The sequence below is a fragment of the Duganella sp. BJB476 genome (genome assembly GCF_003416895.1).
In the GTDB taxonomy this organism is placed as follows: Bacteria; Pseudomonadota; Gammaproteobacteria; order Burkholderiales; family Burkholderiaceae_D; genus Rugamonas.
This window is the reverse complement of the sequence record NZ_QVIO01000002.1, coordinates 9,405-34,080: the sequence shown is the minus strand read 5'-3', so window position 1 is coordinate 34,080 and position 24,676 is coordinate 9,405. Positions and strand designations below refer to the sequence as shown.

The window sequence follows — 24,676 nt, the reverse complement described above, 5'->3', positions numbered from 1 at the left end:
AGATGGCTAAAACAAAGAAACCTCGGAAGGCATACCGGCCGAAGCCCTGCGTACTGCCGCTCGGCATGCGCAAGGCCATTGCCTTCGAGATGCCTGGCTTTCAGGCCAGCGTAGCGCTGGGCATGGCTCACCTGGACGAGCAGCATATCTACGACCTGCTATCGAACGCCGACATGGTGCGTCGCATTGCACCTGACGGCCACGAGATTCTACCGATCGCCAACGACATGGTCCAGGCTATCGCCGAGATTCAGGCGCGGGCGCAGCGCCTGGGCAAGTTCGGTGTCAATGGTGACGAGATGCGGGTGCTGCGCGACGGCATCGGTAAGACGATGGTCTACCTGCGGGCGGTGCCGAACGTCGACATCAGCCGCGCGGCGTCGGCGGCGCTGGCCGAGTTCGACCGGACCGGAGTGCTGCGGGTATGAGCGCGCCGATGTCTCCGGAGGAGTACTTGGCCGTCCTGCTGGCGCCAGCGCGCCGCGCCCCCGAGCCGAGCCGCGCGCTGCCGGCAGCAGCCTACCGCGACCCTGCGCAAAGTGTGCAGATGGCGGCCGAGAAAGTGAAGCCGGTGCGAAAGAAACCCAGGCCACCAAAGGTGAATAAGAAATGGCGATAGTTGTACGTTTCACCAATTCATTTTTGATTTTGCTGTGTTAACCTTTGGCTTTACAACCGGAGCGCGCCCATGGATGATCGCCTGCTGAATCAATACTGCTTGGACTGGGTGCATTGGTGCTACACGCGCCGCTACTACATAGCGCCTGGTGGCAAGTCGGCACTGGCGGCGATGCAGCCCAGTAAGACTGGCCTGCCGCCGAATGCGCGGCTCGACCCGGACATGCAGTTCTTCAATATGGCGATTCACACGCTGGCCGACATGAAGGATCACCGCGATGCGATGGTGTGCTTCAACCTGTTCTATGTGGAGCAGGCCGACAACGTGAAGCGCTTGGCTGACAAATTGGGTATCAGCCGCCCGACCTACTACAACCGTGTGAAGTCGTTCGCGCGCAGGGCTTTTATTCTGGCGCAGAGCTTGAAGAAGGCGCACGTCACTGCGACGGTTGCGGTCGAACCAGAGTCGCCGACACCTCCGAATTAGTGTAAAGGCCAGCTTAGACAAAATAGGCCGTGACATGCCTTTACACTTTGGGCGAAAATAGCCTCAGTTTTGGTAGTCTGAAAAATTGACTCTACCGATTTAGCTCACTTTGCAGATAGCTCTGGAGCAGCCCGAAGCCACCCTTGCGGTGGCTTTTTCTATTCTGGCGGCGCTCCGCCAATCAAACGAGGTAATCGACATGCACTACCGCAATGGCCGCGAGGCAAAGAATGGCGACAAGATCGTGAGGCTGGAAGGCGGCAAGGTCGTCTCCTACGGCGTGCTGCACAGCGCAACGCCGGGCAACGACTACTGCAACGGCAATATCGCGGTGGTTCAGCCGCCCAACGACTACGCCTGCATGTGCGACTGCCTGCACGTCGACGACGTCGCGGCGGTACTCGCTGAACAGGGCCTCGACAAGCGACCCGCCGGGAAATAACCAGAACGCAGCCCAGCTACTCGCGAGGTATCCATGACCAATACGACCCACCCGACGAAAGAGACGGTGCGCGAGTACATGGAGCGTCGCACGCATGCACCGCTGGACCCGCCACCAACCGGCGATGAAATCCGCAGGCAGCTCGGCTGGTTCATGCTGCCGCAGAATCGCCGTCCGGATCAGACCGACCCAGAATGACGGTAGCGGCGCGCAATCCCGCGCGTTCATCCGCCGTTGGTGCATGCAGGCGCCCAAGTTAAGGCATGCCGGGCTGCGCACGAAACGCGCTCACGAATTTAAGTGTCTCCGCCGACGCCACAAGCGTCGGCCTTCGCCTCGCCTTCGAAAGATCGCGGGGCTTTTTTATTTGAGGTCTACATGCCCGGTCCAACATTCGACGCCGCAAACGTCCAGATTGTCGATGCGAATGGCGATGGCAATACGTACTTTGGCAATGCCTCACCTGGCACTGCTACTTCGGCAGCTGCATGGCAAATCCAGCGCATGAGTGTCAGCGGCACTGCGCAAACGTTTAAGTACGCCGACGGCGATGTTGGCTATGACAACGTCTGGGATAACCGCACCAGCTTGGCATACGCATAAGGCCCACAAATGCGAAAAATTGCGGCCATCGTTCAGGAAGCTATTGCGGCCGGCTTGGCGCGGGTTTCTTCAGACGGAACAAGCCTGGTAGGACCATCCAATAAGACCTATGCGCTCGCGCAACGTACACTGGCGCGGCCACCTGATGTGACGGACCACGCAGCACGTGGTTTCACGTCTTCTTCCATCTGGCAGGCACTCGGCAAGATCTGGCAGCCAGTCGCGGCACCGGACGCCACGTCGGCGGCTTGGGGCGAGTTGCCAGTCCCCGGCGGATGCTTCACCGACATCGTCGGCACCACCAATACGATCTTCGCCGGCGGCTTCGTCGCCATGAAGGCGGGCTACACCGGCGCGGCGGTCGACATCAGCGTGACCATCGCTACGACGCCGACGACCTTCACGATCAATATCCTGGCCTCGGGTGAGATTGATGTGATCGCCTTGCAGAGCGCGATTGCGCAGGCTGACGCCGGCACCGACGTCACCTGCACCAAACTCTACGACCAGTCTGGCGCCGGCAACCACTACGTCAAGTCTGCCTCGTACCCAGCGCCGTATGTGACCTTCGACGACGCCCTCGGTCGCTATTGCCTGGCGACGAATGGCCCATACGCTGGCGCACCACGCACGCTGAAGGCGCCGGTCGGCGTCATCACCACCGGCGCGCTTAGCTCGGGCTACGGCGTTGTCGGAAATGCCTACAGCACGCTCACCATTGGTCGCGGTGTCTCCTCGGCCAGCAACGGCCTGCCAGCTCTGTATGCCCTGGGCGACAACACGAATGCAACGACCGCAGACCGCCGCTTCTGCAGCGCGATAGCTGGCGTCAACGGCAAGTTCAACGTCTGGCGCGGGTTTGCAAAATGCAACCATTCTCCGGATCAGTTCGTTGACTCGCAGCCATCCGTAGTCGTCACCGTCTCTGCAACTGCGAATACTTACCTGTCGGTCAACGAGAGCGTGGGCGTCGCGACGACCACCAACGACACCGCGGTCTACACCAGCGGCTGGTTGTTCACCTACGACCCGTCAGCTAACGACCAGGTTGGCTCACACCGCATGGTGGCGTTCGCCGTGGCCAATGTCGCGCTGAGCACCACGCAGCAGGCCCGCCTGCGCCAGGCATCCTACGCCCGTTTCGATATCCGCCCGCAAGCGCTCGACCAGATCGTGCTCTGCGGCGACAGCCGCACCTCGTCCGCTCAGCCAACGAACAAGCGCTTCGACTCGCTTGCGCTCCAGCTCGCATCTCGTCTCGGCAAGGTCGCGCGTGTGATCGGCATGGGGAACGGCGGCTACACCAATGCCCAGATCTTGGCGAACCAGATCCCGACCATCGTCTCGATGTTCAACCCGAACGTCAAGAATACAGTGTTCTATTTGGCCAGCGTGAATGATGGCTCAGCCGGCGCCACCCCAGCGCAGATGGTCGCATCGATACAGGCCAGTCTGGCGCCATTGAAGTCAGCCGGATGGCGCGTGGTGCTGATCAACGAGCTCGCCACCACCAGCACTACGAACTCCGTCAATACCCAGTTACCAATCTTGCGCGGGCTGGTCGCTGCTGCTGGGCCTGCCGGCATGGGGTGCAATGCGATTCTGGACCCGCTGCAGTATTCGCCGCTGGCTGCGCCTGCCAACACTGCCTACTACGCGGACGGTCTGCACCTGACGCCTGCGTGTGATGCGCTGCTGGCCTCGGCGATGGTACCGCTGTGCGCCTGACCGATCACAGCGTTGGCTAGCTGTGCCGCCGCGCCCTAAGTCCATCTGCCGCCAAGCAGGCTGCGGCAAGACCATCGCAGAGCCTGGCTACTGCGACAAGCACCTGAAGGCCAAGCGCAAGGACGAGGACGAGCAGCGCGGCACGGCTCAGGAGCGTGGCTACACCAGCGCCTGGACCAAGGCCAGGGCTGCATGGCTGCGCAAGTACCCACTGTGCGTGTACTGCATGCGTGCCGGCCGAGTGCAGGCGGCCAACGTGGTCGATCACATCATCGCTCACAAGCTGAAGGAAGCGCTCGACAGCGGTGATGAGGCGAGGATCGCAAGGGCCAAGGCGCTGTTCTGGGATAGCGAGAACAACTGGCAGTCGTTGTGCAAGCCTTGCCACGACAGCGTGAAGCAGGCGGAAGAAAAGGCGGACAGATGAACCTCAAACGTATCAAGTGCATGATCGTCGGACACGAATGGGTGGTGCATGGGTTCGAGGCAGACATCGCCTCAGCCAGAACCTGCCGCCATTGCGCTGCGCACATCCCGGCCGTGGTTTGGCCCCGGTTGGGGCAAGTTCCTCCGCTTCGGAATCCACCGCCTCCCGTAGCCGAATGCAAGCCGCTGAAGTCCAGCCCACACGACACACGTGCCCGCGTCCTCGGCTGGGGCATCAGCATTCCGGAGATGCAGCGCGTGCCACCACCGCCAGTGCCGCCGCCGGCACGGCATGATCCGCGCCTGGTATCCGAGTGGGAGAAGCAGCACCCAAAGCTGTCTCGCCGAATCCAGATCGATGACTCACGTGACGTGGTAACGGTGGATGGTCATCCGATCAGTGGCGAAGCACTTACGCACATGCTCACCGTGCAGCCAGAGGGAAGGTGGTTCCGCGTGGCCGATGTGCAGCCAGGCGGGGCGATAGTCATCACGACCAAAACGATTACCGAAGTCACGGCCCAGCCAGAGCCATAGAACGCTGTTTGGACGTGTTTGTTCCGTAAGCTGCTCAGGCGGCGCGCTTGGTCGTGATCGATGCGTGGTGAGCCTTGCGGATGGCATGCTGGGCATTCCCAGAGGGGGAGGGGGATGCAAATCCCTGCGGCAGACCGTCGAAAAGACCGGCCATGCAAGCTTTTTTTTATTTCCGCGAAATTAAAAGTTAAAACGGTTTCTCAGAGGAAATCAGTAAGGCAAGGACGTTTATGAGCGGAATTGCAACTATTCCGGGGCGTGGTCGAAAAGCCAAGCCGACCGCCCGGAAGAAGGCCGCCGGCAATCCGGGGAAGCGAGCGCTCAATGACGACGAACCCGATTTCGGGATGGTGGTCAACATCGATCCGCCGGAGTGGATTGTCGGTACCGCCCGAGACATGTGGCTTCGCGTCACCCCGCTGCTGTGCAAGCAAAAAATCCTGCAGGTGACAGATCTGCATAACGTTGAAGCGTTCTGCATGGCATATGGTAATTGGCGGATGGCCGCCATCGACGTGGCAAAAAATGGTGTTGTGGTCGAGGGTGCAACCGGCGGTCCGATCAAGAACCCAGCTCTCACCGTGATCAACGAATCGGCCAGGCAGTTTGCGACCTTCGGCGCGATGCTGGGCCTGGACCCCGGCAGCCGAGCTCGTCTTACTGGTGTTGGCAAAAAAAAGGAAGATAACCCATTCGCCAAACTCATCAAGAAGAAGGGTGCTGAATGAGGTAGCGCATGGAACACCCACACGTCAATGCAGCCAACAAATATGCGCGGGATGTCGTCGCCGGCAAGATATTGGCGTGCACATGGGTGCAACTGGCGTGCAAACGTCACCTGGACGACCTGGTAGCCAACAAGTCGCAGCGCGCGAAATTCATATACGACCCGGACGCGGCCGAATTAGTCTGTCAGTTCATCGAGATGCTGCCGCACACGAAGGGTAAGTGGGGGCAGAAGAAGCAGTTGATCGTTCTCCAGCCGTGGCAGTCGTTCATCTTCTGCGTGCTGTTCGGCTGGAAGCATCGGGTCAAGAAGACGAAATGCGGCCGTCGCCGCTTTCGCAAGGCATACATCGCCGTGCCGCGGAAGAACGGCAAGTCGATCATCGCTGCCGGTGTCGGGCTGTACATGTTCGCCGCCGACGGTGAGTTCGGCGCCGAGGTCTATTCGGGCGCGACCACCGAGAAGCAGGCCTGGGAGGTGTTCCGCCCGGCCAAGCAGATGGTGGAGCGCACGCCGGAGCTACGCGAGCTGATCGGCGCCGAGGTCTGGGCCAAAATGCTGGTTACGCCGGAAGACGGCAGCCGGTTCGAGCCGGTCATCGGCAAGCCGGGCGACGGTTCTTCGCCGTCCTGCGCGATCGTGGACGAATACCACGAACATGACACGTCCGACCTGGTCGACACGATGGAGACCGGCATGGGCTCCCGCGACCAGCCGCTGATGGTTGAGATCACGACGGCCGGTTTCAACATCGCCGGCCCGTGCTACGACCAGGAGACGGATTGCAAGAAGGTGCTGCAGGGCGTGATGGTCGAGGACGAGCTCTTCGCCATCATGTACACGATCGACGACGGCGACGCCTGGGACGATCCGAAGGCGCTGCGCAAGGCGAACCCGAATATGGGCGTCTCGGTCGATGCCGAGTACCTGCTGAGCCAGCAGCGCCAGGCGGTGAACAGCGCCGCCAAGCAAACCCGGTTCAAGACCAAGCACCTGAACGTATGGTGCTCGGCGAAGTCGGCCTGGCTGAACATCCTCGACTGGAACCGCTGCGCGGATTACACGCTGCGGCCGGAGCAGTTCGCTGGCTGCGAGAACTGGCTCACGCTGGATCTAGCCAGCACGTCGGACGTCTGCGTGGTCATGCAGGTTTTCAAGAAGCGGATCGACGGCAAGGATCACTATTATCTTTTCGGCAAATACTTCCTGCCTGAGAACGCAATCGAGAACGACCCGAAAAACCGGGATGCCTACCGCAAGTGGGTGATCGAAGGCTTCCTCGAGCAGCACGACGGCGCCGAGATCGATTACGACCTGATCCGCGAACACACCGAGGCCCAGCTGACCACGTACCAGCCGATCGAGGTCGCTTTCGATCCCTGGCGCGCCGCGCACATGGCGCAGCAGCTGATGAAGGACGGCGCCGAGTTGGTGGAGTTCCGCCAGACGGTCCAGAACATGAGCCTGCCGATGAAGGAGCTGGAAAGCGCGGTCAAGGCCGGCCGCCTGCACCACGACGGCAATCCGATGCTGACCTGGATGGCGTCCAACGTCGTCGCGAAGCTCGATGCCAAGGACAACATCTACCCGCGCAAGGAAAAGCCTGAGCAGAAGATCGACGGCATTGTGGCGGCGATCATGGGTATCGGCCGTGCGATGTCCGGCGATGGAACTCCGCAGATGCCTGACGATTACACTTTATTGGTGGTATGACATGAATGCAATTACCTATAACGCTTCGATGGCCGCCGGCCTGGCGCTGATCGGCGGCGGCGTCAGCATGGTCAGTGTGCCGGCCGCCTTGGTTGTCGTCGGGGGACTGGTCATCGGCCTGACGCTGACCGCCGCTTTCCTGTCCCGGAAGGGCTAAATGTTCCTATCCGCACCCAGCGCCGACAGCGGCGATCGCTCGCCATGGGGCGGCTTCTGGTTCAATCCAGTGCCGTTCAACGGTATGAATGTGACGGCCGACTCTTCCCTGCAGCTGACCGCAGTCTATGGCTGCGTGCGCGTGCTCGCGAATGCGGTTATGACGCTCCCGTTCGTTCTTTATGAACAAATGGACAACGGCGGAAAGAAAAAAATTACCAAGCATTGGCTCTATAAGCTGTTCGCCAAGCGTCCAAACGACTTTCAGAACCCGGCGGAATTCCGGGCGATGATGCAAGGCCACCTCACTCTGCGCGGAAACGCCTTTGCGCGCATCTTCGGCAATGGCCGTGGCGAAGTCACCGACCTGATCCCGATCCATCCCGACCGCGTGACTATTGAGCTGCTGGGCGATACCAACTGGCGCTACCGCATCCAGAACAATGATGGAACCACAACGCCGGTAGCGCGGCAGGATATGTTTCACTTGAAGGGTATTTCCGGGGATGGAATCCTTGGATATAGCCCTATCCAGTTGGCCCGCAACGCCTTGGCTGGCGCTATCGCCGCGCAGAACTACGGCACGCGATATTTCCAGAATGACGCCTCGCCGACAGGTGGCTGGATCGAGCACCCCGGGAACTTTAAAGACACAGAGGCTCGCCGTCTGTGGTCGGAATCATGGCAAGAGCAGCAGGGCGGAAAGAACAAGGGGAAGATAGCGGTACTCGAATACGGCCTGAAATTCCATCCGGGTGTGCCGATCAAGAACGGGGATGCTCAGTTTATCGAGTACCGGAAATATTCCATATCGGATATTGCGCGGCTCTTCGGTGTGCCGCCCCATATGATAGGTGACCTGGAAAAGGCAACCTTCTCCAACATCGAGCAGCAGAGCATCGATTTTGTCATCCACTCGTTGACGCCCTGGCTCGTGTGCTGGGAAGAAGCGATTCGGTACAACTTCCTTGACCCGGACGACGATACGTTGCAGGTCGAATTCCCAACCATCTCCTTGCTGCGCGGCGACTCCGCAGCGCGCGGCATCTATATCAATACCCGGATCATGAATGGTTCGATGACGCGCAACGAGGCGCGCCTGATGGAGGGAGATAACCCTCTTGATGGGTTGGATGAGCCGCTGCGCCCGCTGAACATGATCGCCGACAGCGCCGCTGAAGAGGAAGACACGAATGTACTGGACGACGATGAGCTCCCGGCCAACGCGAATCCCAACGCGCCGTCGGATAATCCGCCGGAGGATAGTAAATCAAAGAAACCCGCTTCGGCGGGTTTTTCATTTCCGGATGACCGACTGCTCGCGCTGGCCGGCGCCGCCGCCGAACGCATCGCGCGCCGCGAGGTGGAGATCGCCACCAAGGCCTACAGCTCCGGCGGACCGGATGCGCTGGCGCGCGCCTATGCCGCACATGCCCCATTCGTTTCAGCGGCGCTTGGCGTGAGCATGGAAAGCGTGAAGGCATATTGCGATGAGCAAATCGCAATTGTCTGCGCGGTCAGCAGTGATGAATTGGCAGAAATCGCCCGCTGCAAACTCGAACGACTCGCACTCAAAGGATAAATATGCGCGGCTCCCTCATTCTTTCCGCCCTGGCTTCGCAGCCTTGGGCGCTGGACCAGAACTACCTGGCAACCATGTCTGGCGTATTGCGCCGGTGGTCCGCCGGACAGCCGGCCTCGCCTGAAGTCATGGCTGAAGTCGAGGCGGCGCAGGCCGCGCGCGGCGCCCGCGCCAAGGCGACAGCGAATGTCGGCGGCGGCATTGCCGTGTTGTCGCTCTATGGCGTCATGAGCCAGCGCGCATCGATGGTCGATGATATCTCTGGCGCCGGCGGCACGTCGACGCAAGCTTTCACCCAATCGTTGCGCGCTGCGCTGGCCGACGACTCGATTAGCGGCATCATCATCGACATCGACTCGCCTGGCGGCTCGGTATTTGGCACCGCCGAGCTGGCGGCAGAAATCATGAGCGCACGCGGCACCAAGCCGATCTACGGCTTCGTGAACTCGCTGTGCGCCTCGGCCGCCTACTGGACTGGCAGCCAGTGCGAGCAGCTGTTCATCACGCCCGGTGGCCAGGCCGGCAGCATTGGCGTCTACATGCAGCACGTCGACGAGTCGGCCGCGCTGGATGCCGAGGGCTACAAGGTCAATTACATCTCGGCCGGCAAGTACAAGGTCGAGGGAAACAGCCTGGGCCCGCTTGATGACGAGGCGCTTAGCTTCCTGCAAAGTCAGGTCAATTCCTACTATCAGTCGTTCACCTCGGCAGTGGCCAAGGGCCGCGGCGCGCCGGTGGCGTCGGTTCGCGACGGAATGGGGCAGGGACGTTGCCTATTGGCCGCCGATGCGCTGGCCGCCGGCATGGTCGACGGAATCTGCACCATGGACGACGTCATCAAGAAAATGCAGAAAGCGATCAAGGGCACCGCTGGCGCGCGCGCTGACGATGTGGCGTTGCCGGTTGCGGCTGAGATTCAAGCCCCGGCCGCGCCGGTAGCTGCCGATGATCCTGTTGCGCCTTCCGGCGCGCCAGCAGCACATGCCGCCCGCGCCGCGGCACGCCGGCGCGCACTGGAGTTGGCCGGCCTCTAATTTCCTACCTTTTTTGGGCCAGCACAGGCCCGCCGCTGCCGGTCCATCGATCGGCGGCGTCCCGGCCCATCGGTCGATTTGTGCAACCCAGCAGCAACCCAGGACCCGCCACCGAGCGGGTTTTTTCATTTCTGAGAAAGAAAACCATGACCATTCGTATCCTGCAACAGAAAAAAGCGGCTGCGGTTGCTAAGGCCAAGGGCATCAACGACGTAGCGGCCGCGGCTGACCGCGACCTGAATGCTGACGAGCAAGCGGCGTATGACGCGGCGATGTCCGAGGCATCCGGCTACGATGCCCGTATCGCGCGCGCCCAGGAGCTGGCAGCTGCCGACGTGTCGGACGGCGTGCAAATCGCGGACAATGCGCGCATCAGCGTGACCGACAACGCGTCTTCCGATCCGAAGGCCGGCTTCAAGTCCGCCGGCGAGTTCTTCAAGGCGGTGCGCGGCGCGGCTCTGGCTGCATCCACAGGCCAGGCCGTCGACCGACGCCTGCTGATCGGCGCTGCCGCACCGACCACCTTCGGCAACGAAGGCACGGGCGCCGATGGCGGCTTCCTGATCCCCGCCGAGTTCTCGAAAGAGATCTGGCGCCTTTCGCTCGGCGAGGGCTCGCTGATCCCGATGACCGCGAACACCGAAGTTTCCGGTAACTCGATGGTGTTCCCGAAGGATGAAACCACCCCTTGGGGCGGCGCTGGCGTCCAGGCTTACTGGAAGGGCGAAGCGACCGCCGGCAACCAGAGCAAGATGGCGCTGGGCACTGAAATGCTGCGCCTGAAAGAACTGATGGTGCTGATCCCGGTCACCAACGAGCTGATGGATGATGCTCCCGCTCTCGGCAGCTATCTGTCGCCGCTGGCCAGCGACCACATCATGTGGAAAGCGAACGAGTCGATCTTGTTCGGCACCGGCGGCGGACAGCCTTACGGCTGTATGAACAGCAACTCGCTGGTTGTGGTGGCAAAGGAAACCGGCCAGGGCACCGGCACGCTGTTGCAGCCGAACATCTCCAAGATGCGCAGCCGCCTGAAGACTGGCGAGCTGAAGAATGCGATCTGGATCGGAAACCCCGACATCCTGCCGGCCTTGGAAGGCATGACCATCGGAAATCTGCCGATCTTCCTGCCACCTGGTACCGGCCTGCGCGAGGCCTACGACGGCACGCTGAACGGTCGCCCAGTGATCCTGTCGGAGCATGCTGCCGCTTTCAGCGCGCAGTCCGACCTGTCTCTGATCGCGCTGTCCGGCTACCGCACCATCACCAAGGCCGGTGGCATCCAGACCGATACGTCGATGCACCTGTTCTTCGACGCCAACGCGACCGCCTTCCGCTTCATTTTCCGCATGGACGGTCAGCCGATCATGGGCGCGCCGATCACCCCGCCTACCGGTAAGAGCACCAATACCCGGAGCTACTTCGTCACCCTGGGCGCCCGCTAATTGTAACCGGGCGGCAGTGCTGCCCGTTCGCATCCAACTCCACAAGGAATAGACATGAATCCGAACACCAAGTTTAACGAGCGCGTCGCCATCCTGGCGACCTTGGACCCTGCCAGCGTTGCCGCAAGCACTGTTGTTTCCGGCTGGGTTTCGATGGCGAACTTCCATTCCATCGCTGCCCTGATCCAGACCGGCGTGCTTGGCGCATCGGCAACCATCGATGCCAAGCTGCGCCAGGCTACCGATTCGTCGGGAACTGGCGCCAAGGACATCACCGGCAAGGCGATCACCCAAATCGTCAAAGCCACCGGCGACAACAAGCAGGCCATGATCGAGGTCCGCGGGGAAGACCTGGACGTCAACAATGGTTTCACCTACGTGGCCCTGTCGGTCACCGTCGGTACGGCCGCCTCGATCTTCAATGCTGCACTGATCGGCAACAACGCGCGCTTCCTGCCCGCCTCCGCGCTGAACCAGGCTGCCGTCGCTCAGTTGGTGTAACAACACGCGCCCGGCTCCGGCCGGGCGCACCTCCAGGATATAAAAAATGCCCGAAATCTGCTTGATCCAACCGTCTGGCGAACCGATTCATCTCATCGAGGCGAAGAACGACCGCCGTGTAGATGATTTCGCCGACGACAGCAAGATCAAGTCGCTGATCGTGGCCGCGCGCCAAGCGGTTGAGTCGAAGACTCGCCGCCAGCTGCTGCACGCTCGATTCCAGCTTGTGCTGGACCGGTTTCCTTGTGGCGCCTACCCAGCGCTGCCCAACGCCGTCAATCTTCCAGGCTACGCCATCCAGTTGCCGCGCTCGCCGGTGGTCGACGTCGTCTCGATTCAGTACATCGACATGGCCGGCGTGTTGCAGACGATGCCACCGGCCGATTATGTCGTGAATTCGGCCATGGAGCCGGCCATTATCACGCCGTGCTTCGGCAAGATCTGGCCGATTCCGCTGCCGCAAATCGGTTCGGTGTTGGTGACCTACGATGCCGGCTATGCGTCACCGATGACGGTAGCGCATGCGAGCGACACTACCCACCTCAAGGTTTCAGGCCCGGTGGTGTGGCTGGTGGGCGCGCGCGTGCGCGTCTACAACAGCGGTGGCGCGCTGCCGAGCCCATTGGATGGCGACAGCACCTATCTGGTGGCCACCGCCGTGAATGGCGCCTATACCCTGACCGACCTAGCCGGTTCTGCCATCACGTTCACCGACGATGGGTCTGGCCGCAACTTCATCGGCGTGGTGCCGGAAGGCATCCGTAGCTGGATGCTGTTGCGCGTTGGCTCGTTGTATGAGAACCGCGAAGAGGTGGCCATCCTCAATCGCGGCAAGGTTGAGCTGCTGCCATACGTCGATGGCCTGCTAGATCCATACCTGCCGAGTGTGTACTGATGCGTGCCGGAAATTTGCGCCATCGCTTGACGATTCAGTCACGCGATACCGGCGTTGACGTGCTGAACGGGCAGGTCATGACCTGGTCGAATGTCGCCACAATTTGGGCGGACATACAACCCTTGAGTGGACGTGAAATTTTAGCGGCGGCGGCAGTCAACACCGAGATAAGCCACGTAATCCAGATCCGGTATCAGGTGCAATTCGCCAACCCGAAAGCCATGGCCGCGATGCGCTGCTTATACGGCACTCGAGTTTTCAACATCTCTTCGGCGCGCGATATCGACGAGCAGCATCGCACTATCGAATTGACGTGTCTGGAGGGCATGAACGATGGCTGATCTCGTCGTCACAGGTCTGGAGGCCTTGGCCGCATCGCTGAACGCCATCACGCCGCGTCTGGCCAAGAACGCGCTGGCCGCCGGCCTGCGCCAGGCCGCCAACATCATCAAGGACCAGGCGAAGGCGAATCTGGTTCCTGTCTCGCCCGAAGATCAGCTGACCGGCGCCCTGAAAGCGTCGATTCGCACGGTGCAGCGGCGCGGCACGCCCGATCGCGTTGTCTTCAACGTGGTGGCCGGCACGCTGACAACCGCACAGGTGAAGAAATTCGGCCCGGACTCACCGTATTACGCGCTTTGGGTTGAGAAGGGCCATATCAACCGCAAGATGCACGACGCCCTATTCGGCACGCGCCGGTTCAAGGCCTATCAGCGCCAAGTTTCCGAGTCCAACACGCCAGCGCACCCGTATATGGCGCCGGCGGCGGCCGAAAAAGGGCAGCAGGCGCTCGATACGCTGGTTGAAACGGTGCGCAACAACTTTGCAGGGATTGCTGGATGAACGGACACCTCGCTGTAGTTGGCCTGCTCAAGCGGGCGACCGGCCTGACTGCGCTCGTCGGCCAGCGGATATCCCCAGATGTCATGCCTGACAGCCCGACGCTTCCGGCCATCACATACCAGAAGATGAGCGGGTCCAGCGCGCGTGGCGCGGTGGCCGACCCGCCGCTGATGACGGCGATATTCCAGATTTCCAGCTGGGCGAAAACGCGTAACGACGCTGCGGCGATCGTCCAGCAGGTGCGCGCCGCCATGGACCGCCAGCGGCAGCAGACGGTCGGCGGTGTCTATGTGGACGACACGTTCTACACCGATGACGTCGACATGTACGACCCCCCGACGAAGACCTACTTCAACCACTGCACGTTCCGCATCCACTATCGAGATCCCGCATGACGACCAAGACACAGAGCATCGTTGCTGCAATCGCCGCGACGCTGACCGGCGCCGGCATCTCGGTGCGAGAGGATACCGAGGCGCTGTTCAGCTTCGAAACCAAGCCGTGCATCGTGGTCGACTGTGGCGATGAAATCTGCCAGCCGGTCGTCGGATCGATGGTGTATTGGGACTTAACCGTGACGCTGATGATCGGCGCCGACGGCCCGGTGCCGAAGTTGGCGCCTGAGCCCACCCGCGCCGCCGCGCACGCGGCGCTGTACGTCGACCGCACGCTTGGCGGCCTGGCCATCGATATCTCGATCGGTCAGGTCAATCGGGCCATCGATGTTGAAAACCCAGCGGCCGGCATCACGCAGGCCACCTACCTTGTGAAATACCGCGCACTTGAAGGAGTTGTTTGATGGAAAACGAATATGCAGGGCAGGGCGGCAGTTACGCCATTGACGAAGACGGCCAGCGCAAACTGATCCAGCGCACCGAGGACGCGCCGCCCGCGCGCGCGCCGGCGCCGCCCGACGAACCAGCAGCACCAGACCAACCCGCTCCGGCGGGTTTTTTTACGTCCGTCAGCCCGGCCACTCCGGATGACCAATCCAATCCAACCCCGGAGAAAACATGAGCCTTCTTTTCCGCAAGCGCGCCATTCTGGCCAAGATCGAAACCACGTATGGAGTTGACCCGGTACCCACCGGTGGTTCCAACGCCATCCTGATGAGCAACATCACCGTCTCGCCGATGGAGATGAACCTGGCCCAGCGCAACAACATCAAGGCCTACCTCGGCAATAATCCGTCCGTGCTGGCAGCGATCTACGCCAAGGTATCCTTCGACGTTGAGGTAGCCGGCTCCGGCACCGCCGGCACCGCGCCGGGCTATGGCCCGCTGCTGCGCGCGTGTGCGCTGTCGGAGACGCTGCTGGGTACGGCGCTCACCGGCACTGCCGCCGCCGGCGGCGCGAACACCATCCAGTTCGTGGCCGGCGCATCGGCGACGGACGGCACCTATGTTGGCATGACCGTCTACATCACTGGCGGCACCGGGGCGGGGCAGTCTGGCGTGGTCCAGTCCTACGTTGGCTCGACCAAGACCGCCACCATGACCGCCGCCTGGGCCACGCCGACCGATGTGACCAGCGTCTACAACATTCCCAAGCAGGTTGTCTACCAGCCGGTCTCGTCCGCGTTCGAGTCGATCGCCATCTACTGCAACGTGGACTCCGTGCGCCACATCCTGTTGGGCGCGCGCGGCACCGTCGCTATCAAGGCGTCGGCCCAGGGCGTCCCGATGTTCAGCTTCACGTTCACCGGCCTGTTCCTCACGCCAACCGACGTCACCATGCCGAACGTCACGCTGTCGGCATTCCAGCAGCCGCTGGCCATCAACAATACCAACACCTCGGGCCTGGTCGTCGCCGGCTATGCCGCCGCTGTCGGGAGCGACTTCTCGTTCGATCTCGCCAATACGGTCGTCTTCCGTTCGCTGGTCGGCGGCTCCGAGAACGTCGTTCTGACCGACCGCAAGCCTTCCGGCTCGATCACCCAGGAGGCGACCACCGTCGCCGCGAAAGACTGGTGGACCCAGATCAAGAACGTGACGCTGGGCGCCTTCTCCATGACCCACGGCACGGCGGCCGGCAACAAGGTAAAGATCGACGCTCCCGCGATGCAGTTGACCACGCCGGCGTACAGCGACAAGGATGGCATCACGATGCTGGGCACCAAGGCCGACCTGATCCCTGTCGTTGGCAACGACGAAATCACGATCTGCATCCAGTAATCCACCCCTGAAGTTTCGGCGCAAGCCACCCCAGCACCGGCCGGCCGCTGTCGCCTTCGCGGGCGCGGCGGCTGGCACGGGCACTCATTCACCCGCGAGAGGAAATCACATGTTCATCATCCCATCCAGCAAGCCCAAGTCAATCACCTGGCCCGTCTTCGTCGACGTACCGGACGATGGCGGAAAACTCCGCAAGTTTGAATTCACCGGCACCTTCAACCTGCTGGACGACGATGCCAAAGACGCGATCGCCGCCGAGTCGCGCGCCGCCGCGCCGGCCGAGGACGGCAGCGAGGAATCCGTCAACGCCTGGAAGGCCGTATCGGTCGACCGCATCATGAACTTCATGACCGACTGGAAGGGCGTTGTCGACGAGGAAAAAGTTCCGGTCCAGTTCAGCAAGGACAATCTGCTGTCCGTGGCGCGCACCTCGTTGGGCGTGAGCCTGCTGCGCGGCATCAATACCGCCATCAACGAAATCAACGTCGGTGCCCGCACAAAAAACTAGCCGACGCCGCCGCGTTCTGGGCGCGCGGCGGTAAGGATGACAGCGCCGGCGCCGAAGATGATCTCGCGCTGTTCGGGGTCGACCCTGACATAGCGGCGGAATGGGTCGGCCAGGACGACGAGCCAGAGCAGTTCGAAGTCTGGCCGGAAAACGCCCGGACCTTCAGTATTTTCATGTCGATGTCGACGCAGTGGCGCTGGATTCCCGGCATGGAGCCGCAGCGCGATGGCCTGGACTTCACGACGTTCCAGCTGGAGTTGGCGACGGCCGGCGTCAAGAAAAAGCAGGTCACAGAGGTTTTTCAGGGCGTAAAGGTGATGGAGCGCGCGGCGCTCAACACATGGCGCGCAGCGCAAAAGTAGGCCGCCCGGTTTATTCCGGCCGGCCTTTTTCATTGGGAGTACGGTATGCCAGGTGCAGTTACAGTCGGTCAGTTGATCGTGAATTTGTCGGCGAACACCGCCGATCTGAAATCCGATCTAGCCGGCACCACTGCGACCGTCAAGCAGTCGGCACAGGAAATGACCAATGCGTGGGCTGGCGTCACCACGTCCACAGGAAACGTCAACGCCGCAGGGAAGGCGCTGATCGCCACCCTGAAAGAGCAGATCGCTACCTTCGGCATGACCGATCAGCAGTTGGTCCAGTACAAGGCAAACCTGGCTGGCGTCGGCGGCGAGGTTCAGGCTCTGAATGCCCGTCTCACCGGTATGAAGGACGCTGCCTCGGCCTATGGCGAAGAAGCGAAGAAGGCCGGTGCCCACACCGAACAATTTAGCTTGTCGACCGCCGGCGCGCGTCGCGAGCTGATCGTGCTCGCGCATGAGATGAGCCAGGGGAATTACTCCAAGTTTGGCGGCTCGCTGCTCGTGCTCGCGGAGCGCACGAACGCCGCTTCACTTCTGTTTTCTGCCGCCGGGTTGACCCTCGGCGCCCTAGCCGCCGTAGTTGCCCTGACCGGCTACGAGCTGTACAAGATGCACGACGAGATCGATGGGTTCAATAAGTCGATCCAGCTCACCGGTAACTTCGCCGGCGCCACGCGAGACAGTCTGAATTCGATGGCTACCAGCATCCAATCATCAGCCACCGGCGGTGTGCGCAAAGCCACCGAAGTCCTGGAAGGCCTGGCTGCAACCGGACACTTCACCTCCGGCGCTATGCTGGCCACCGGTGAAAGTGCGCTGCAGTTCGCGCGCCTGACAGGCAAGTCATCGGAGGATGTCGTCAAGTTCTTCGACGGCATGAGTAATGGCGTGACAGCCTGGGCCGAGACCGCGAACAAGTCGTATCACTTCCTCAACGCCGCCCAGTATGAGCACATCGCCACCCTGGACAAGGAGGGGCATTCCCAGCAGGCCGTCATCGAGGCGATGCATCTGATGAACGCCGGCCTGGACGAGAATGCGAAGCACCTCAGCTACTGGCAGAAGAACGCGCAGGGCTGGACCATGATCCTTGACGCCGCGTCGGAGTCGATGCGCAAGTTCGCATTCCCTACCATTGATGAGAAGGTTGCATCGCAGGTCGCGAAGCTGAACGAATTGCAGGACAAAATGCGTCGAATGACTGCGAACGGTACCGCCGACTCCGGGCCCGGCAACAATATTCGAGCTGAAATTGAGGCGCAGCGCAAGATCGTTCATGATTTGATTGCCCAATCGAACAAGGCGGAAATCGACGCTTCTGCCAAGCAGGAGCGCGACCTCGCGAACATGAAGGCCGTCGCGGCCCAAAAGGACCTGGATCAGATCAAGGTTGGCCTGAAGACCCGCGATGAGCTGCGTGCAGACGCTGAGGCCAAGATCCGCAAGGATGCCGCCCTCGTCAATGCCAACGCCGTCGCCAATGGCAAGGCGATCGTGGAGACGGCCGACAACGTTGCGCGCCTGGTCGCTGCCTCGAACGCCAAATATGTCGAGAAGGGTTCCGATGACCGCGCGAAGGTGCTGGAGAATGGCCTGAATAATGCCAAGGCCATGCTGGATGGCGAAAAGTCGATCTATGACGCGCGTATCAGCATGCTCACCCGTTTCCACACGAATTTCGGCACGTCTGACGAAGACTTCCTCGCCGGTCGCACCAATGCGCGCGCTGAATACATTGCCTCCGAGGCAATTGCCTTTGCGAAGGAGTCATCGCTCCTGCAAGCAGCTGCGGCGCACGCAAAGAACCCCGAGGAAGTGGCTGCGGCCAAAACGAAATACGACCAGATCGCGGCGGCGCACCAGAAGTTTTTGGATGAAATGCGCAACACCGCCGGCGGCGATACTGTCACGCCCCTGGAGGACGAGAAAAAATCCTACGACGCAATGATCAAGGCAATGATTTCCGGCGGCGACGCGGAAATAAAGAAGCTCGATGAACAGATCGCCAAACAGCGTTTGCATAATGCTGAAATCGGCAAGACGAAGGAGCAAATTGAACTCGTTCGCCAGGCCGCTGTCAGCAGCGATACCGAGCAGATGGCGGCTGATGCCGACTTCCTGCGAACCGGAATGCAGCGATGGGACCTGGATGAGAAATCGCGGGCGGCGTACGCGATTCGTCTGAGCCAGCTTGACGATGAGATTGCTCGTCGCAAGATCCTGGCTGGCCTGAATGGCGAAGCTGCGGCGGCCGAGGCGGTGGCGCATGATCTTGAAGTTTCTAAGAAATTGGCCGATCAAACAATTAAAGACTGGAAGAATGTTGGCACCAGCATTTCAGAGGCACTGACCAGCGCATTCGGTTCCGCCGGCAAGGCGGCGGGCGGTATGTTCAAGGCTTATGCTGACAATGCCGCCCATCAACTTCAGATCAATAAAGATCTGGCTATTGCAGCCACGAAGAAAGACGGCGACCCGACAAAGTTACGGGAAATAGATGAGTTGAACCGTCAATCTGCCCAGTCGCAGATCCAGGGCTATGCCGGCGTGACGTCCGCCGCGCAGGGTTTCTTCGCCGAGGGTTCGCGCGGCTACCAAGCCATGCACGCGGCCACAGTGATGCTTCAAGGGGCTGAGATTGCGCTGAGTCTCGTCAAGGGCGTGAATGCGGTGCTGACGCAGGGCGAGGGCGACCCGTACACGGCGTTCGTCCGTATGGCAGCCATGGCGGCCATCGTGACCGGCCTGGGCGTTGCGCTCAGCGGCGGCGGAGGCGGTGGTGGCGGGCAGTCGGCCGCCGACGTGCAGAAAACGCAGGGCAGCGGCTCCGTGTTCGGCGACAGCTCCGCGAAGTCGGATTCGGTGCGCCGCTCAATCGAGCAGATGTCGGCAAACTCCGACCTGTTGGTCCCGATCAACCAGGGCATGCTGACATCGTTGCAGGCGATCGAGGCTTCAATGGTTGGCCTGACCAACCTGGTCGTGCGCACGCCGGGCCTCACCGATGGCACCAACATGGGCATTGCCACGGGGACGAGTGGCCTGGGCGGAATCGCGGGAACCGTTCAAAGCATCGTGGGCGCAATCCCTCTAATTGGTGGCGTCCTCGGAAAGGTTACCTCGCTGTGGGGCAAGACATCGACCAGCATCGTCGACTCCGGCCTCCAGTACGGCGGCAGCGTGCGCGGACTGCAATCGGGCAATGGCTTCGACCAGTATGCCAGCGTGGACACCACGAAGTCCAGCTGGTTCGGGCTGTCGAAGAGCACCAGCAATTCGGTGCAGACGCAGGGGCTGAGCGACGAGCTGTCGAAGCAGTTCGGCCTGATCTTCACGAACCTGGACAAGTCGCTGCAAGTGGCTGCGGTGGCGCTGGGCGGTTCGGCCGCCGATGTGACCAAGGTGATCGACGGCCTGACGCTGGAAAGCACTAAGGTCTCGCTCAAGGGCCTGACCGGTACCGCGCTGACCGACGCGCTGAACTCTGTCATCTCGAAGTCGATGGACGATATTGCGTCCGCCGCATTCCCGCAGATGGACCAGTTCCGCAAGGTGGGTGAGGGCTATGCCGAGACCGTGATGCGCATTGCTGGCGATTACGCCAAGCTCGACTCGATCCTGGCTGCGACCAGCACAACTTTCGGCGCCACTGGCATGGCCAGCATCGCCGCGCGCGAGCACCTGATCGAGCTGGCGGGCGGTATCGACCAGCTGAACAGCCAGACGAACTCGTTCGCGCAGAACTTCCTGTCGAAGTCGGAACAACTGGCGCCGGTGCAAAAGTATGTCACCGACCAGCTGGCGGCCATGGGCCTGCAGAGCTTGACCACGCGAGACCAATTCAAGGACTATGTGCTCGGCCTGGCCAACTCCGGCAAGCTCGCCACCGACGCGGGTGCGCAGCAATACACGTCGCTCCTGGCGCTGGCTGACGCCTTCGCGAAGACCCATGCCGCCACGGTCGACCTGACCAAGTCGGAGCAAGAAATTTCCGATGAGCGCAAGGGCCTGCAAGACCAGTTAGATGCCCTGACCATGACGCAGGCCCAGCTGGCGGCGAAGGCGCGCGCGGCGATCGATGGCCACAACTTGGCGCTGTACGACCAAGTGCAGGCGGCGCAGGCCGCGAAGGACTCGCTGACTGAAGCTGCAGCGATCCTCGACCAGCAGGGGCAGATGTACGCGGCCACCGGCGACAAGGCCGGCCAAGCTGCCGTCCTGCTTGCTCAGCACCAGGCTGCGCTGGTCGGCCTGACGCCGGCGCTTGCTGCCGCAACCGAGGCTACATGGACAGCGCAGGCAACGCAGAAGGCAATCGCCGATGCTACCACTGAGCACAATGCAGTCCTAACGCAGCTGGCGGATCTATATGCAGCCACTGGTGACAAGGTTGGTGCCGCCGCAGTGCTGGAACAACAGCATCAAGCCGCCCTCGTCGGCCTGACGCCAGCGGTATCAGCCGCCACGCAAGCTACCTGGGCCGCCCAGGCGGCGCAGAAGGCCATGGCCGACGCCACGTCCGAGCACAACGCGATCCTGACTCAGCTGGCCGGCCTGTACGCCGCCACCGGTGATAAAGCGGCAGCGGCTGCCGTGCTTGAACAGCAGCACAACGCGGCGTTGGTCGGTCTGACGCCGGCACTGGCTGCGGCAACGCAGGCGACTTGGGACGCCCAGGCAGCCGAGCAGGCCAAGAAGGATGCGCTGACGGAATCGAACTCGCTGTTGGCCGTTCAGGCGCAAATCTACGACGCAACCGGCGACAAAGCCGGAGCGGCCGCCGTCTTGCAGAAGCAGCATGCTGCAGCTTTGGCGCTGCTGAGCCCAGCACTACAGGGCGCCACGCAGGAATTGTGGGCAGCTCAGGAAGCGGCGGGCGCGATCGCCAATGCGAAAGCCGCCACGCAATCCTTCGGCGATGCGCTTGCCAGCAGCATGACTGCCGCGACGAATGCCGCCGCAGCGTTTCGCGCCTTGAACGATACGCTGCTGATTGGTAGTTCGTCCGCACTGTCTCCGAAGCAGCAATATGCCGCCGCCCAGCAGCAATTTTCCACGGCAGATGCATCGCATTTGCAGGCTGCCGAAACAGCGCTGCTGGCTGCGTCCAAAGCTGTCAACGGAAGTGGAATCGGGTATGCGCGGGACTTTGCGGCGGTCATCGCACGCAATAGCGCCGAGGCAGCATCTTCCGACGCTAGCGCAGCAGCAGCTCCCGGCATATGGAAAAGTTTCCTGGCGAGTCTCCCCGCACATGCTGGCGGCGGGATCGCTTCTGGTTGGTCGGTGGTTGGGGAGCAGGGGCCGGAGTTGGCCCACTTCAGCCAGCCAGCCCGTATCTATACCGCCAGCCAGACGCGCGAAATGATGGGGGGCGGCTCTAGCGATGCGGCCGTGAAGGAAAACACCGCCGTGCTGCGCCAGGTGCTCGCTGCCACTGTGGAAAACACGAAGCACGTCCGCAAAACCGCCGACATCTGGACTCGCGTCACTCGTGACGGCAATTCTCTGAAGACATCCACATGAGCATGAAAGTTATCCCGCCGCTGGCGATTACCGACGCCATGCTGACAAGCACGAGCGCAGTGGAGACGGCGCCGGCCCTATATGCCGGCGGCACCACCTATGCGCTGAACGCAACCGCTGGCGTGGCTGGTGCCGCCGGATTGATCACGATCTACAAGTCGCTCCAGGGCTCCAATACCGGTCACGCACCGGCCAGCTCTCCTACTTGGTGGGTGAGCATTGGAACGACTTATCAGGTCTATGCCGGCGGCACCACCTATGCTCTTGCTGATCGTGTCATCGACAACGTCGCACACCTGGTCTATGAATCACTGATCGGGGGTAATGTCGGCAACGTGCTGTCCGATGGCGCGAAGTGGAAAGCGATCGGCCCGACGAATCCATGGGCGATGTTTGACACGTTGCGAAACACGGCGACGACGGTCCCGGCCGGCACGCTCACAGCCACAATCACGCCTGGGGTGCGAATCGACTCCTTGGCGCTTCTTGGTCTTTCGGCAACCTCGGCCACGATCACGGTGACAGTTGCTGGGGTGACGCAATACTCCAAGACCGTCAATCTGAATTTGCGATATGTGGCCAACTGGTACGACTACTACTTCGCTCCATTCAAAACGCAAAACAGCCTCGTGGTGTTTGATATTCCGCCATATTCCAATGGGGTAATAACTATCACTCTGACGAACTTGACTGGAAATGTCGCCTGTGGCGCTTGCGTAATGGGCATGCAAGTGGATATAGGCGATGTGCAATATTCCGCAGAATCGGACGCGTTGAATTTCTCTACGGTCGACCGTACCACTGACGGGACCGCCACTCTTATTCCAAGTCGAAACGTCCCCAAGACCATCTCAAGTATTTGGCTGGACAAGAAATTCGTCAATCAGGCGCGCAGCTTGCGCGATTCATTGAATGGTTCGACAGCGGTCTGGGCAGGCCTGGACGACGATACCCAAGAATATTTCGAGGCATTGCTGATCCTGGGCTTCTACCGTCGCTTCACGATCAATTTGCAGTACCCAGATTTCGCCATCATCTCTTTAGAATTAGAGGAAGTTTAAATGTCCCAGACAGCTCCTACCCCAGTTGACGCTCTGCCTACGCCGCCGTCCACTTCCAGTCCCGCAACCTTTCCGACCGATGGGGATAATTGGGTTGCCGCGCAGCCTAATTTTCGCAGTCAGCTCAACGCACTTGGCAGCGTAACCTACAACAATGCGGTCGATGCCTATAACAACTCCGTGATCGCAAGCGCGCAGTCAGCGGCTGCAATCGCTGCTGTGAACGCTCCTGCTTGGGCAGCTGGCACCTATGTTGCAGGAAACGTTCGATATAGCCCAGCCGACGGCCGTACCTATCGCTGCTATGTTGGAGTGACCGGGTCTACCGATCCATCGGCAGACCCGACGCATTGGTCATGTGCTTCCGCCGGACAGTTCCCATATCTGCACGTACGCGAAGAGCAATCAAGCGGGACAGCAGGTGGGTCTTCGGGGGCAACAACGACCCAAGTCCGAACGCTGAATACTGTGGTTGGCGCCAATACCATCCCTGGCGCATCGCTCTCAGCCAACAAGGTTACCCTGCCGGCTGGGACATATGAATTCGTCGCGAAGGCTCCGACGAACCAAACGGGTGTTACGCGCCTTACTCTGCGGAATGATACCGACTCATCCGACATCATGATTGGCGACAACAACAATGCCGGCAGCTCAAGCAGTTTTGTGATCTGGAACAGAGTCGAGGGAAAATTTACCATTTCTGCGACGAAGGATATTAAGCTCAATCACTATACCCAATCAGCAGTTTCATCAGTCGGCCTTGGATCTGCAACGTCCCTGGGAACTGAGGTTTATTCATCGCTTCAGCTTTGGAAAGTCGCATAATGGAATATGTAACCTACGCGCCAGATGGCGCACTTACTGGCAGCTATAGCCAGGATCTGGCGCCCGAGCATGCTGAATGCTTCATCGAGGTTACTTCGGAACAGCGCGCCAACTGGACCCTTTTCCGCGCCAATGCCGCGCGGAATGGAATCGAACTGATCGGCGCACCTCCTGTCCCGTCGATCACGATTGAGCAGTGCACTGCTGCCATCCAGGCGATGCTGGATGACGAGGCCAAGACGCGGCGCTACTACGGCATCATCTCGGCATGCACCTACGCCACCAGCACCAATGCCACATTCAAGGACGAGGCGCTGGCATGCGTCGCCTGGCGCGACTGCGTGTGGGCGGCGGCGTATTCCATCCTGGCTGAGGTCCAAGCTGGTACGCGTGCTGCTCCGACAGTGTCCGAACTGCTCACGCTGATGCCCGCCATGACCTGGCCGACCTGATTTTAACCATCCTCATACTCATCCC

General features: G+C 61.0%; 28 protein-coding genes. All 28 read left to right on the top strand.

Translation table 11 applies throughout. The annotated features are described in order from the left end of the window. The first annotated feature begins 89 nt into the window (after positions 1-89). The 28 genes from D0T21_RS09520 (at position 90) to D0T21_RS09415 (ending at position 24,651) form a co-directional block, all read left to right on the top strand. Positions 90-428, top strand: a complete 339-nt coding sequence (locus D0T21_RS09520; RefSeq protein WP_147328071.1) for a hypothetical protein — start codon at positions 90-92, stop codon at positions 426-428. 260 nt (positions 429-688) lie between these two features. Then, positions 689-1,105, top strand: a complete 417-nt coding sequence (locus D0T21_RS09515) for a hypothetical protein (protein ID WP_116994359.1) — start codon at positions 689-691, stop codon at positions 1,103-1,105. Positions 1,106-1,214: 109 nt separating this feature from the next. Further along, a complete protein-coding gene (locus tag D0T21_RS09510; RefSeq protein ID WP_199539633.1) occupies positions 1,215-1,547 on the top strand; it encodes a hypothetical protein in 333 nt (110 codons plus the stop codon). A gap of 33 nt (positions 1,548-1,580) precedes the next feature. Then, a complete protein-coding gene (locus D0T21_RS32200; RefSeq protein WP_199539632.1) occupies positions 1,581-1,745 on the top strand; it encodes a hypothetical protein in 165 nt (54 codons plus the stop codon). 180 nt (positions 1,746-1,925) lie between these two features. Beyond that, positions 1,926-2,150, top strand: coding sequence for a hypothetical protein (locus tag D0T21_RS31640; protein WP_158567990.1), 225 nt, complete (start codon positions 1,926-1,928; stop codon positions 2,148-2,150). A gap of 9 nt (positions 2,151-2,159) precedes the next feature. Then, a complete protein-coding gene (locus D0T21_RS09505; RefSeq protein ID WP_147328069.1) occupies positions 2,160-3,878 on the top strand; it encodes a hypothetical protein in 1,719 nt (572 codons plus the stop codon). A gap of 22 nt (positions 3,879-3,900) precedes the next feature. Beyond that, positions 3,901-4,305, top strand: coding sequence for an HNH endonuclease (locus D0T21_RS32195; RefSeq protein ID WP_199539631.1), 405 nt, complete (start codon positions 3,901-3,903; stop codon positions 4,303-4,305). Continuing rightward, entirely contained in the window at positions 4,302-4,841 is a 540-nt protein-coding gene (locus tag D0T21_RS31635; RefSeq protein WP_147328068.1) for a hypothetical protein, read from the top strand. Before D0T21_RS32195 ends, D0T21_RS31635 begins: the two co-directional genes overlap by 4 nt. 230 nt (positions 4,842-5,071) lie before the next feature. Beyond that, complete coding sequence (locus tag D0T21_RS09495; protein ID WP_116994356.1) at positions 5,072-5,569, top strand: phage terminase small subunit P27 family; 498 nt, start codon at positions 5,072-5,074, stop codon at positions 5,567-5,569. Between the two features lie 8 nt (positions 5,570-5,577). Then, complete coding sequence (locus D0T21_RS09490) at positions 5,578-7,281, top strand: terminase large subunit (RefSeq protein WP_116994355.1); 1,704 nt, start codon at positions 5,578-5,580, stop codon at positions 7,279-7,281. A gap of 1 nt (position 7,282) precedes the next feature. After that, on the top strand, positions 7,283-7,438 hold the full coding sequence (locus tag D0T21_RS32035; protein ID WP_158567989.1) for a hypothetical protein: 156 nt from the start codon (positions 7,283-7,285) through the stop codon (positions 7,436-7,438). Next, on the top strand, positions 7,439-9,019 hold the full coding sequence (locus D0T21_RS09485) for a phage portal protein (protein ID WP_116994354.1): 1,581 nt from the start codon (positions 7,439-7,441) through the stop codon (positions 9,017-9,019). It begins immediately after the preceding gene. Positions 9,020-9,093: 74 nt separating this feature from the next. Then, positions 9,094-10,053, top strand: a complete 960-nt coding sequence (locus D0T21_RS09480) for a S49 family peptidase (RefSeq protein ID WP_229211424.1) — start codon at positions 9,094-9,096, stop codon at positions 10,051-10,053. A 146-nt stretch (positions 10,054-10,199) separates the two neighbouring features. After that, positions 10,200-11,498, top strand: a complete 1,299-nt coding sequence (locus D0T21_RS09475; protein WP_116994352.1) for a phage major capsid protein — start codon at positions 10,200-10,202, stop codon at positions 11,496-11,498. Between the two features lie 54 nt (positions 11,499-11,552). Continuing rightward, the gene (locus tag D0T21_RS09470) at positions 11,553-11,999 is read left to right on the top strand and encodes a hypothetical protein (protein ID WP_116994351.1); all 447 of its coding nucleotides are present in this window, start codon (positions 11,553-11,555) and stop codon (positions 11,997-11,999) included. 46 nt (positions 12,000-12,045) lie between these two features. Continuing rightward, on the top strand, positions 12,046-12,894 hold the full coding sequence (locus tag D0T21_RS09465) for a phage head-tail connector protein (RefSeq protein ID WP_116994350.1): 849 nt from the start codon (positions 12,046-12,048) through the stop codon (positions 12,892-12,894). Next, positions 12,894-13,235, top strand: coding sequence for a phage head closure protein (locus D0T21_RS09460; RefSeq protein ID WP_116994349.1), 342 nt, complete (start codon positions 12,894-12,896; stop codon positions 13,233-13,235). The genes D0T21_RS09465 and D0T21_RS09460 overlap by 1 nt, the downstream gene beginning before the upstream one ends. Next, positions 13,228-13,737 carry an HK97-gp10 family putative phage morphogenesis protein gene (locus tag D0T21_RS09455; protein WP_116994348.1) on the top strand — a complete coding sequence of 170 codons (510 nt, stop codon included), beginning with the start codon at positions 13,228-13,230 and terminating at the stop codon, positions 13,735-13,737. The genes D0T21_RS09460 and D0T21_RS09455 overlap by 8 nt, the downstream gene beginning before the upstream one ends. Then, positions 13,734-14,132, top strand: a complete 399-nt coding sequence (locus tag D0T21_RS09450) for a DUF3168 domain-containing protein (RefSeq protein ID WP_116994347.1) — start codon at positions 13,734-13,736, stop codon at positions 14,130-14,132. Before D0T21_RS09455 ends, D0T21_RS09450 begins: the two co-directional genes overlap by 4 nt. After that, on the top strand, positions 14,129-14,536 hold the full coding sequence (locus D0T21_RS09445; RefSeq protein WP_116994346.1) for a hypothetical protein: 408 nt from the start codon (positions 14,129-14,131) through the stop codon (positions 14,534-14,536). The genes D0T21_RS09450 and D0T21_RS09445 overlap by 4 nt, the downstream gene beginning before the upstream one ends. Beyond that, the gene (locus D0T21_RS09440; RefSeq protein ID WP_116994345.1) at positions 14,536-14,754 is read left to right on the top strand and encodes a hypothetical protein; all 219 of its coding nucleotides are present in this window, start codon (positions 14,536-14,538) and stop codon (positions 14,752-14,754) included. Before D0T21_RS09445 ends, D0T21_RS09440 begins: the two co-directional genes overlap by 1 nt. Beyond that, positions 14,751-15,911: a hypothetical protein gene (locus D0T21_RS09435; RefSeq protein ID WP_116994344.1), complete on the top strand. Its 1,161-nt coding sequence runs from the start codon at positions 14,751-14,753 to the stop codon at positions 15,909-15,911. The genes D0T21_RS09440 and D0T21_RS09435 overlap by 4 nt, the downstream gene beginning before the upstream one ends. Before the next feature lie 109 nt (positions 15,912-16,020). Next, positions 16,021-16,419 carry a hypothetical protein gene (locus tag D0T21_RS32405; RefSeq protein ID WP_229211422.1) on the top strand — a complete coding sequence of 133 codons (399 nt, stop codon included), beginning with the start codon at positions 16,021-16,023 and terminating at the stop codon, positions 16,417-16,419. Between the two features lie 68 nt (positions 16,420-16,487). After that, on the top strand, positions 16,488-16,781 hold the full coding sequence (locus tag D0T21_RS32400; protein WP_307720715.1) for a DUF1799 domain-containing protein: 294 nt from the start codon (positions 16,488-16,490) through the stop codon (positions 16,779-16,781). A 45-nt stretch (positions 16,782-16,826) separates the two neighbouring features. After that, a complete protein-coding gene (locus D0T21_RS09425) occupies positions 16,827-22,313 on the top strand; it encodes a phage tail length tape measure family protein (RefSeq protein ID WP_116994342.1) in 5,487 nt (1,828 codons plus the stop codon). Beyond that, entirely contained in the window at positions 22,310-23,374 is a 1,065-nt protein-coding gene (locus tag D0T21_RS09420) for a hypothetical protein (RefSeq protein WP_116994341.1), read from the top strand. Before D0T21_RS09425 ends, D0T21_RS09420 begins: the two co-directional genes overlap by 4 nt. After that, positions 23,375-24,199 (top strand): hypothetical protein, encoded by an 825-nt coding sequence (locus D0T21_RS31630; protein WP_147328067.1) that lies wholly within the window; start codon positions 23,375-23,377, stop codon positions 24,197-24,199. Continuing rightward, on the top strand, positions 24,199-24,651 hold the full coding sequence (locus tag D0T21_RS09415) for a hypothetical protein (protein WP_116988828.1): 453 nt from the start codon (positions 24,199-24,201) through the stop codon (positions 24,649-24,651). Before D0T21_RS31630 ends, D0T21_RS09415 begins: the two co-directional genes overlap by 1 nt. Positions 24,652-24,676 lie beyond the last annotated feature (25 nt).

What these genes read in the sequence shown, in the direction of transcription:
- D0T21_RS09480 (WP_229211424.1), top strand. Translation starts at nt 9,094, where the DNA reads ATGTCTGGCGTATTGCGCCGGTGGTCCGCCGGACAGCCGGCCTCGCCT.
- D0T21_RS09450 (WP_116994347.1), top strand. Translation starts at nt 13,734, where the DNA reads ATGAACGGACACCTCGCTGTAGTTGGCCTGCTCAAGCGGGCGACCGGC.
- D0T21_RS09520 (WP_147328071.1), top strand. Translation starts at nt 90, where the DNA reads ATGCCTGGCTTTCAGGCCAGCGTAGCGCTGGGCATGGCTCACCTGGAC.
- D0T21_RS09505 (WP_147328069.1), top strand. Translation starts at nt 2,160, where the DNA reads ATGCGAAAAATTGCGGCCATCGTTCAGGAAGCTATTGCGGCCGGCTTG.
- D0T21_RS32405 (WP_229211422.1), top strand. Translation starts at nt 16,021, where the DNA reads ATGTTCATCATCCCATCCAGCAAGCCCAAGTCAATCACCTGGCCCGTC.
- D0T21_RS09455 (WP_116994348.1), top strand. Translation starts at nt 13,228, where the DNA reads ATGGCTGATCTCGTCGTCACAGGTCTGGAGGCCTTGGCCGCATCGCTG.
- D0T21_RS31640 (WP_158567990.1), top strand. Translation starts at nt 1,926, where the DNA reads ATGCCCGGTCCAACATTCGACGCCGCAAACGTCCAGATTGTCGATGCG.
- D0T21_RS09490 (WP_116994355.1), top strand. Translation starts at nt 5,578, where the DNA reads ATGGAACACCCACACGTCAATGCAGCCAACAAATATGCGCGGGATGTC.
- D0T21_RS09495 (WP_116994356.1), top strand. Translation starts at nt 5,072, where the DNA reads ATGAGCGGAATTGCAACTATTCCGGGGCGTGGTCGAAAAGCCAAGCCG.
- D0T21_RS09425 (WP_116994342.1), top strand. Translation starts at nt 16,827, where the DNA reads ATGCCAGGTGCAGTTACAGTCGGTCAGTTGATCGTGAATTTGTCGGCG.
- D0T21_RS09445 (WP_116994346.1), top strand. Translation starts at nt 14,129, where the DNA reads ATGACGACCAAGACACAGAGCATCGTTGCTGCAATCGCCGCGACGCTG.
- D0T21_RS09470 (WP_116994351.1), top strand. Translation starts at nt 11,553, where the DNA reads ATGAATCCGAACACCAAGTTTAACGAGCGCGTCGCCATCCTGGCGACC.
- D0T21_RS09420 (WP_116994341.1), top strand. Translation starts at nt 22,310, where the DNA reads ATGAGCATGAAAGTTATCCCGCCGCTGGCGATTACCGACGCCATGCTG.
- D0T21_RS09435 (WP_116994344.1), top strand. Translation starts at nt 14,751, where the DNA reads ATGAGCCTTCTTTTCCGCAAGCGCGCCATTCTGGCCAAGATCGAAACC.
- D0T21_RS09415 (WP_116988828.1), top strand. Translation starts at nt 24,199, where the DNA reads ATGGAATATGTAACCTACGCGCCAGATGGCGCACTTACTGGCAGCTAT.
- D0T21_RS09485 (WP_116994354.1), top strand. Translation starts at nt 7,439, where the DNA reads ATGTTCCTATCCGCACCCAGCGCCGACAGCGGCGATCGCTCGCCATGG.
- D0T21_RS09460 (WP_116994349.1), top strand. Translation starts at nt 12,894, where the DNA reads ATGCGTGCCGGAAATTTGCGCCATCGCTTGACGATTCAGTCACGCGAT.
- D0T21_RS31630 (WP_147328067.1), top strand. Translation starts at nt 23,375, where the DNA reads ATGTCCCAGACAGCTCCTACCCCAGTTGACGCTCTGCCTACGCCGCCG.
- D0T21_RS32035 (WP_158567989.1), top strand. Translation starts at nt 7,283, where the DNA reads ATGAATGCAATTACCTATAACGCTTCGATGGCCGCCGGCCTGGCGCTG.
- D0T21_RS09440 (WP_116994345.1), top strand. Translation starts at nt 14,536, where the DNA reads ATGGAAAACGAATATGCAGGGCAGGGCGGCAGTTACGCCATTGACGAA.
- D0T21_RS09475 (WP_116994352.1), top strand. Translation starts at nt 10,200, where the DNA reads ATGACCATTCGTATCCTGCAACAGAAAAAAGCGGCTGCGGTTGCTAAG.
- D0T21_RS09515 (WP_116994359.1), top strand. Translation starts at nt 689, where the DNA reads ATGGATGATCGCCTGCTGAATCAATACTGCTTGGACTGGGTGCATTGG.
- D0T21_RS31635 (WP_147328068.1), top strand. Translation starts at nt 4,302, where the DNA reads ATGAACCTCAAACGTATCAAGTGCATGATCGTCGGACACGAATGGGTG.
- D0T21_RS32200 (WP_199539632.1), top strand. Translation starts at nt 1,581, where the DNA reads ATGACCAATACGACCCACCCGACGAAAGAGACGGTGCGCGAGTACATG.
- D0T21_RS09465 (WP_116994350.1), top strand. Translation starts at nt 12,046, where the DNA reads ATGCCCGAAATCTGCTTGATCCAACCGTCTGGCGAACCGATTCATCTC.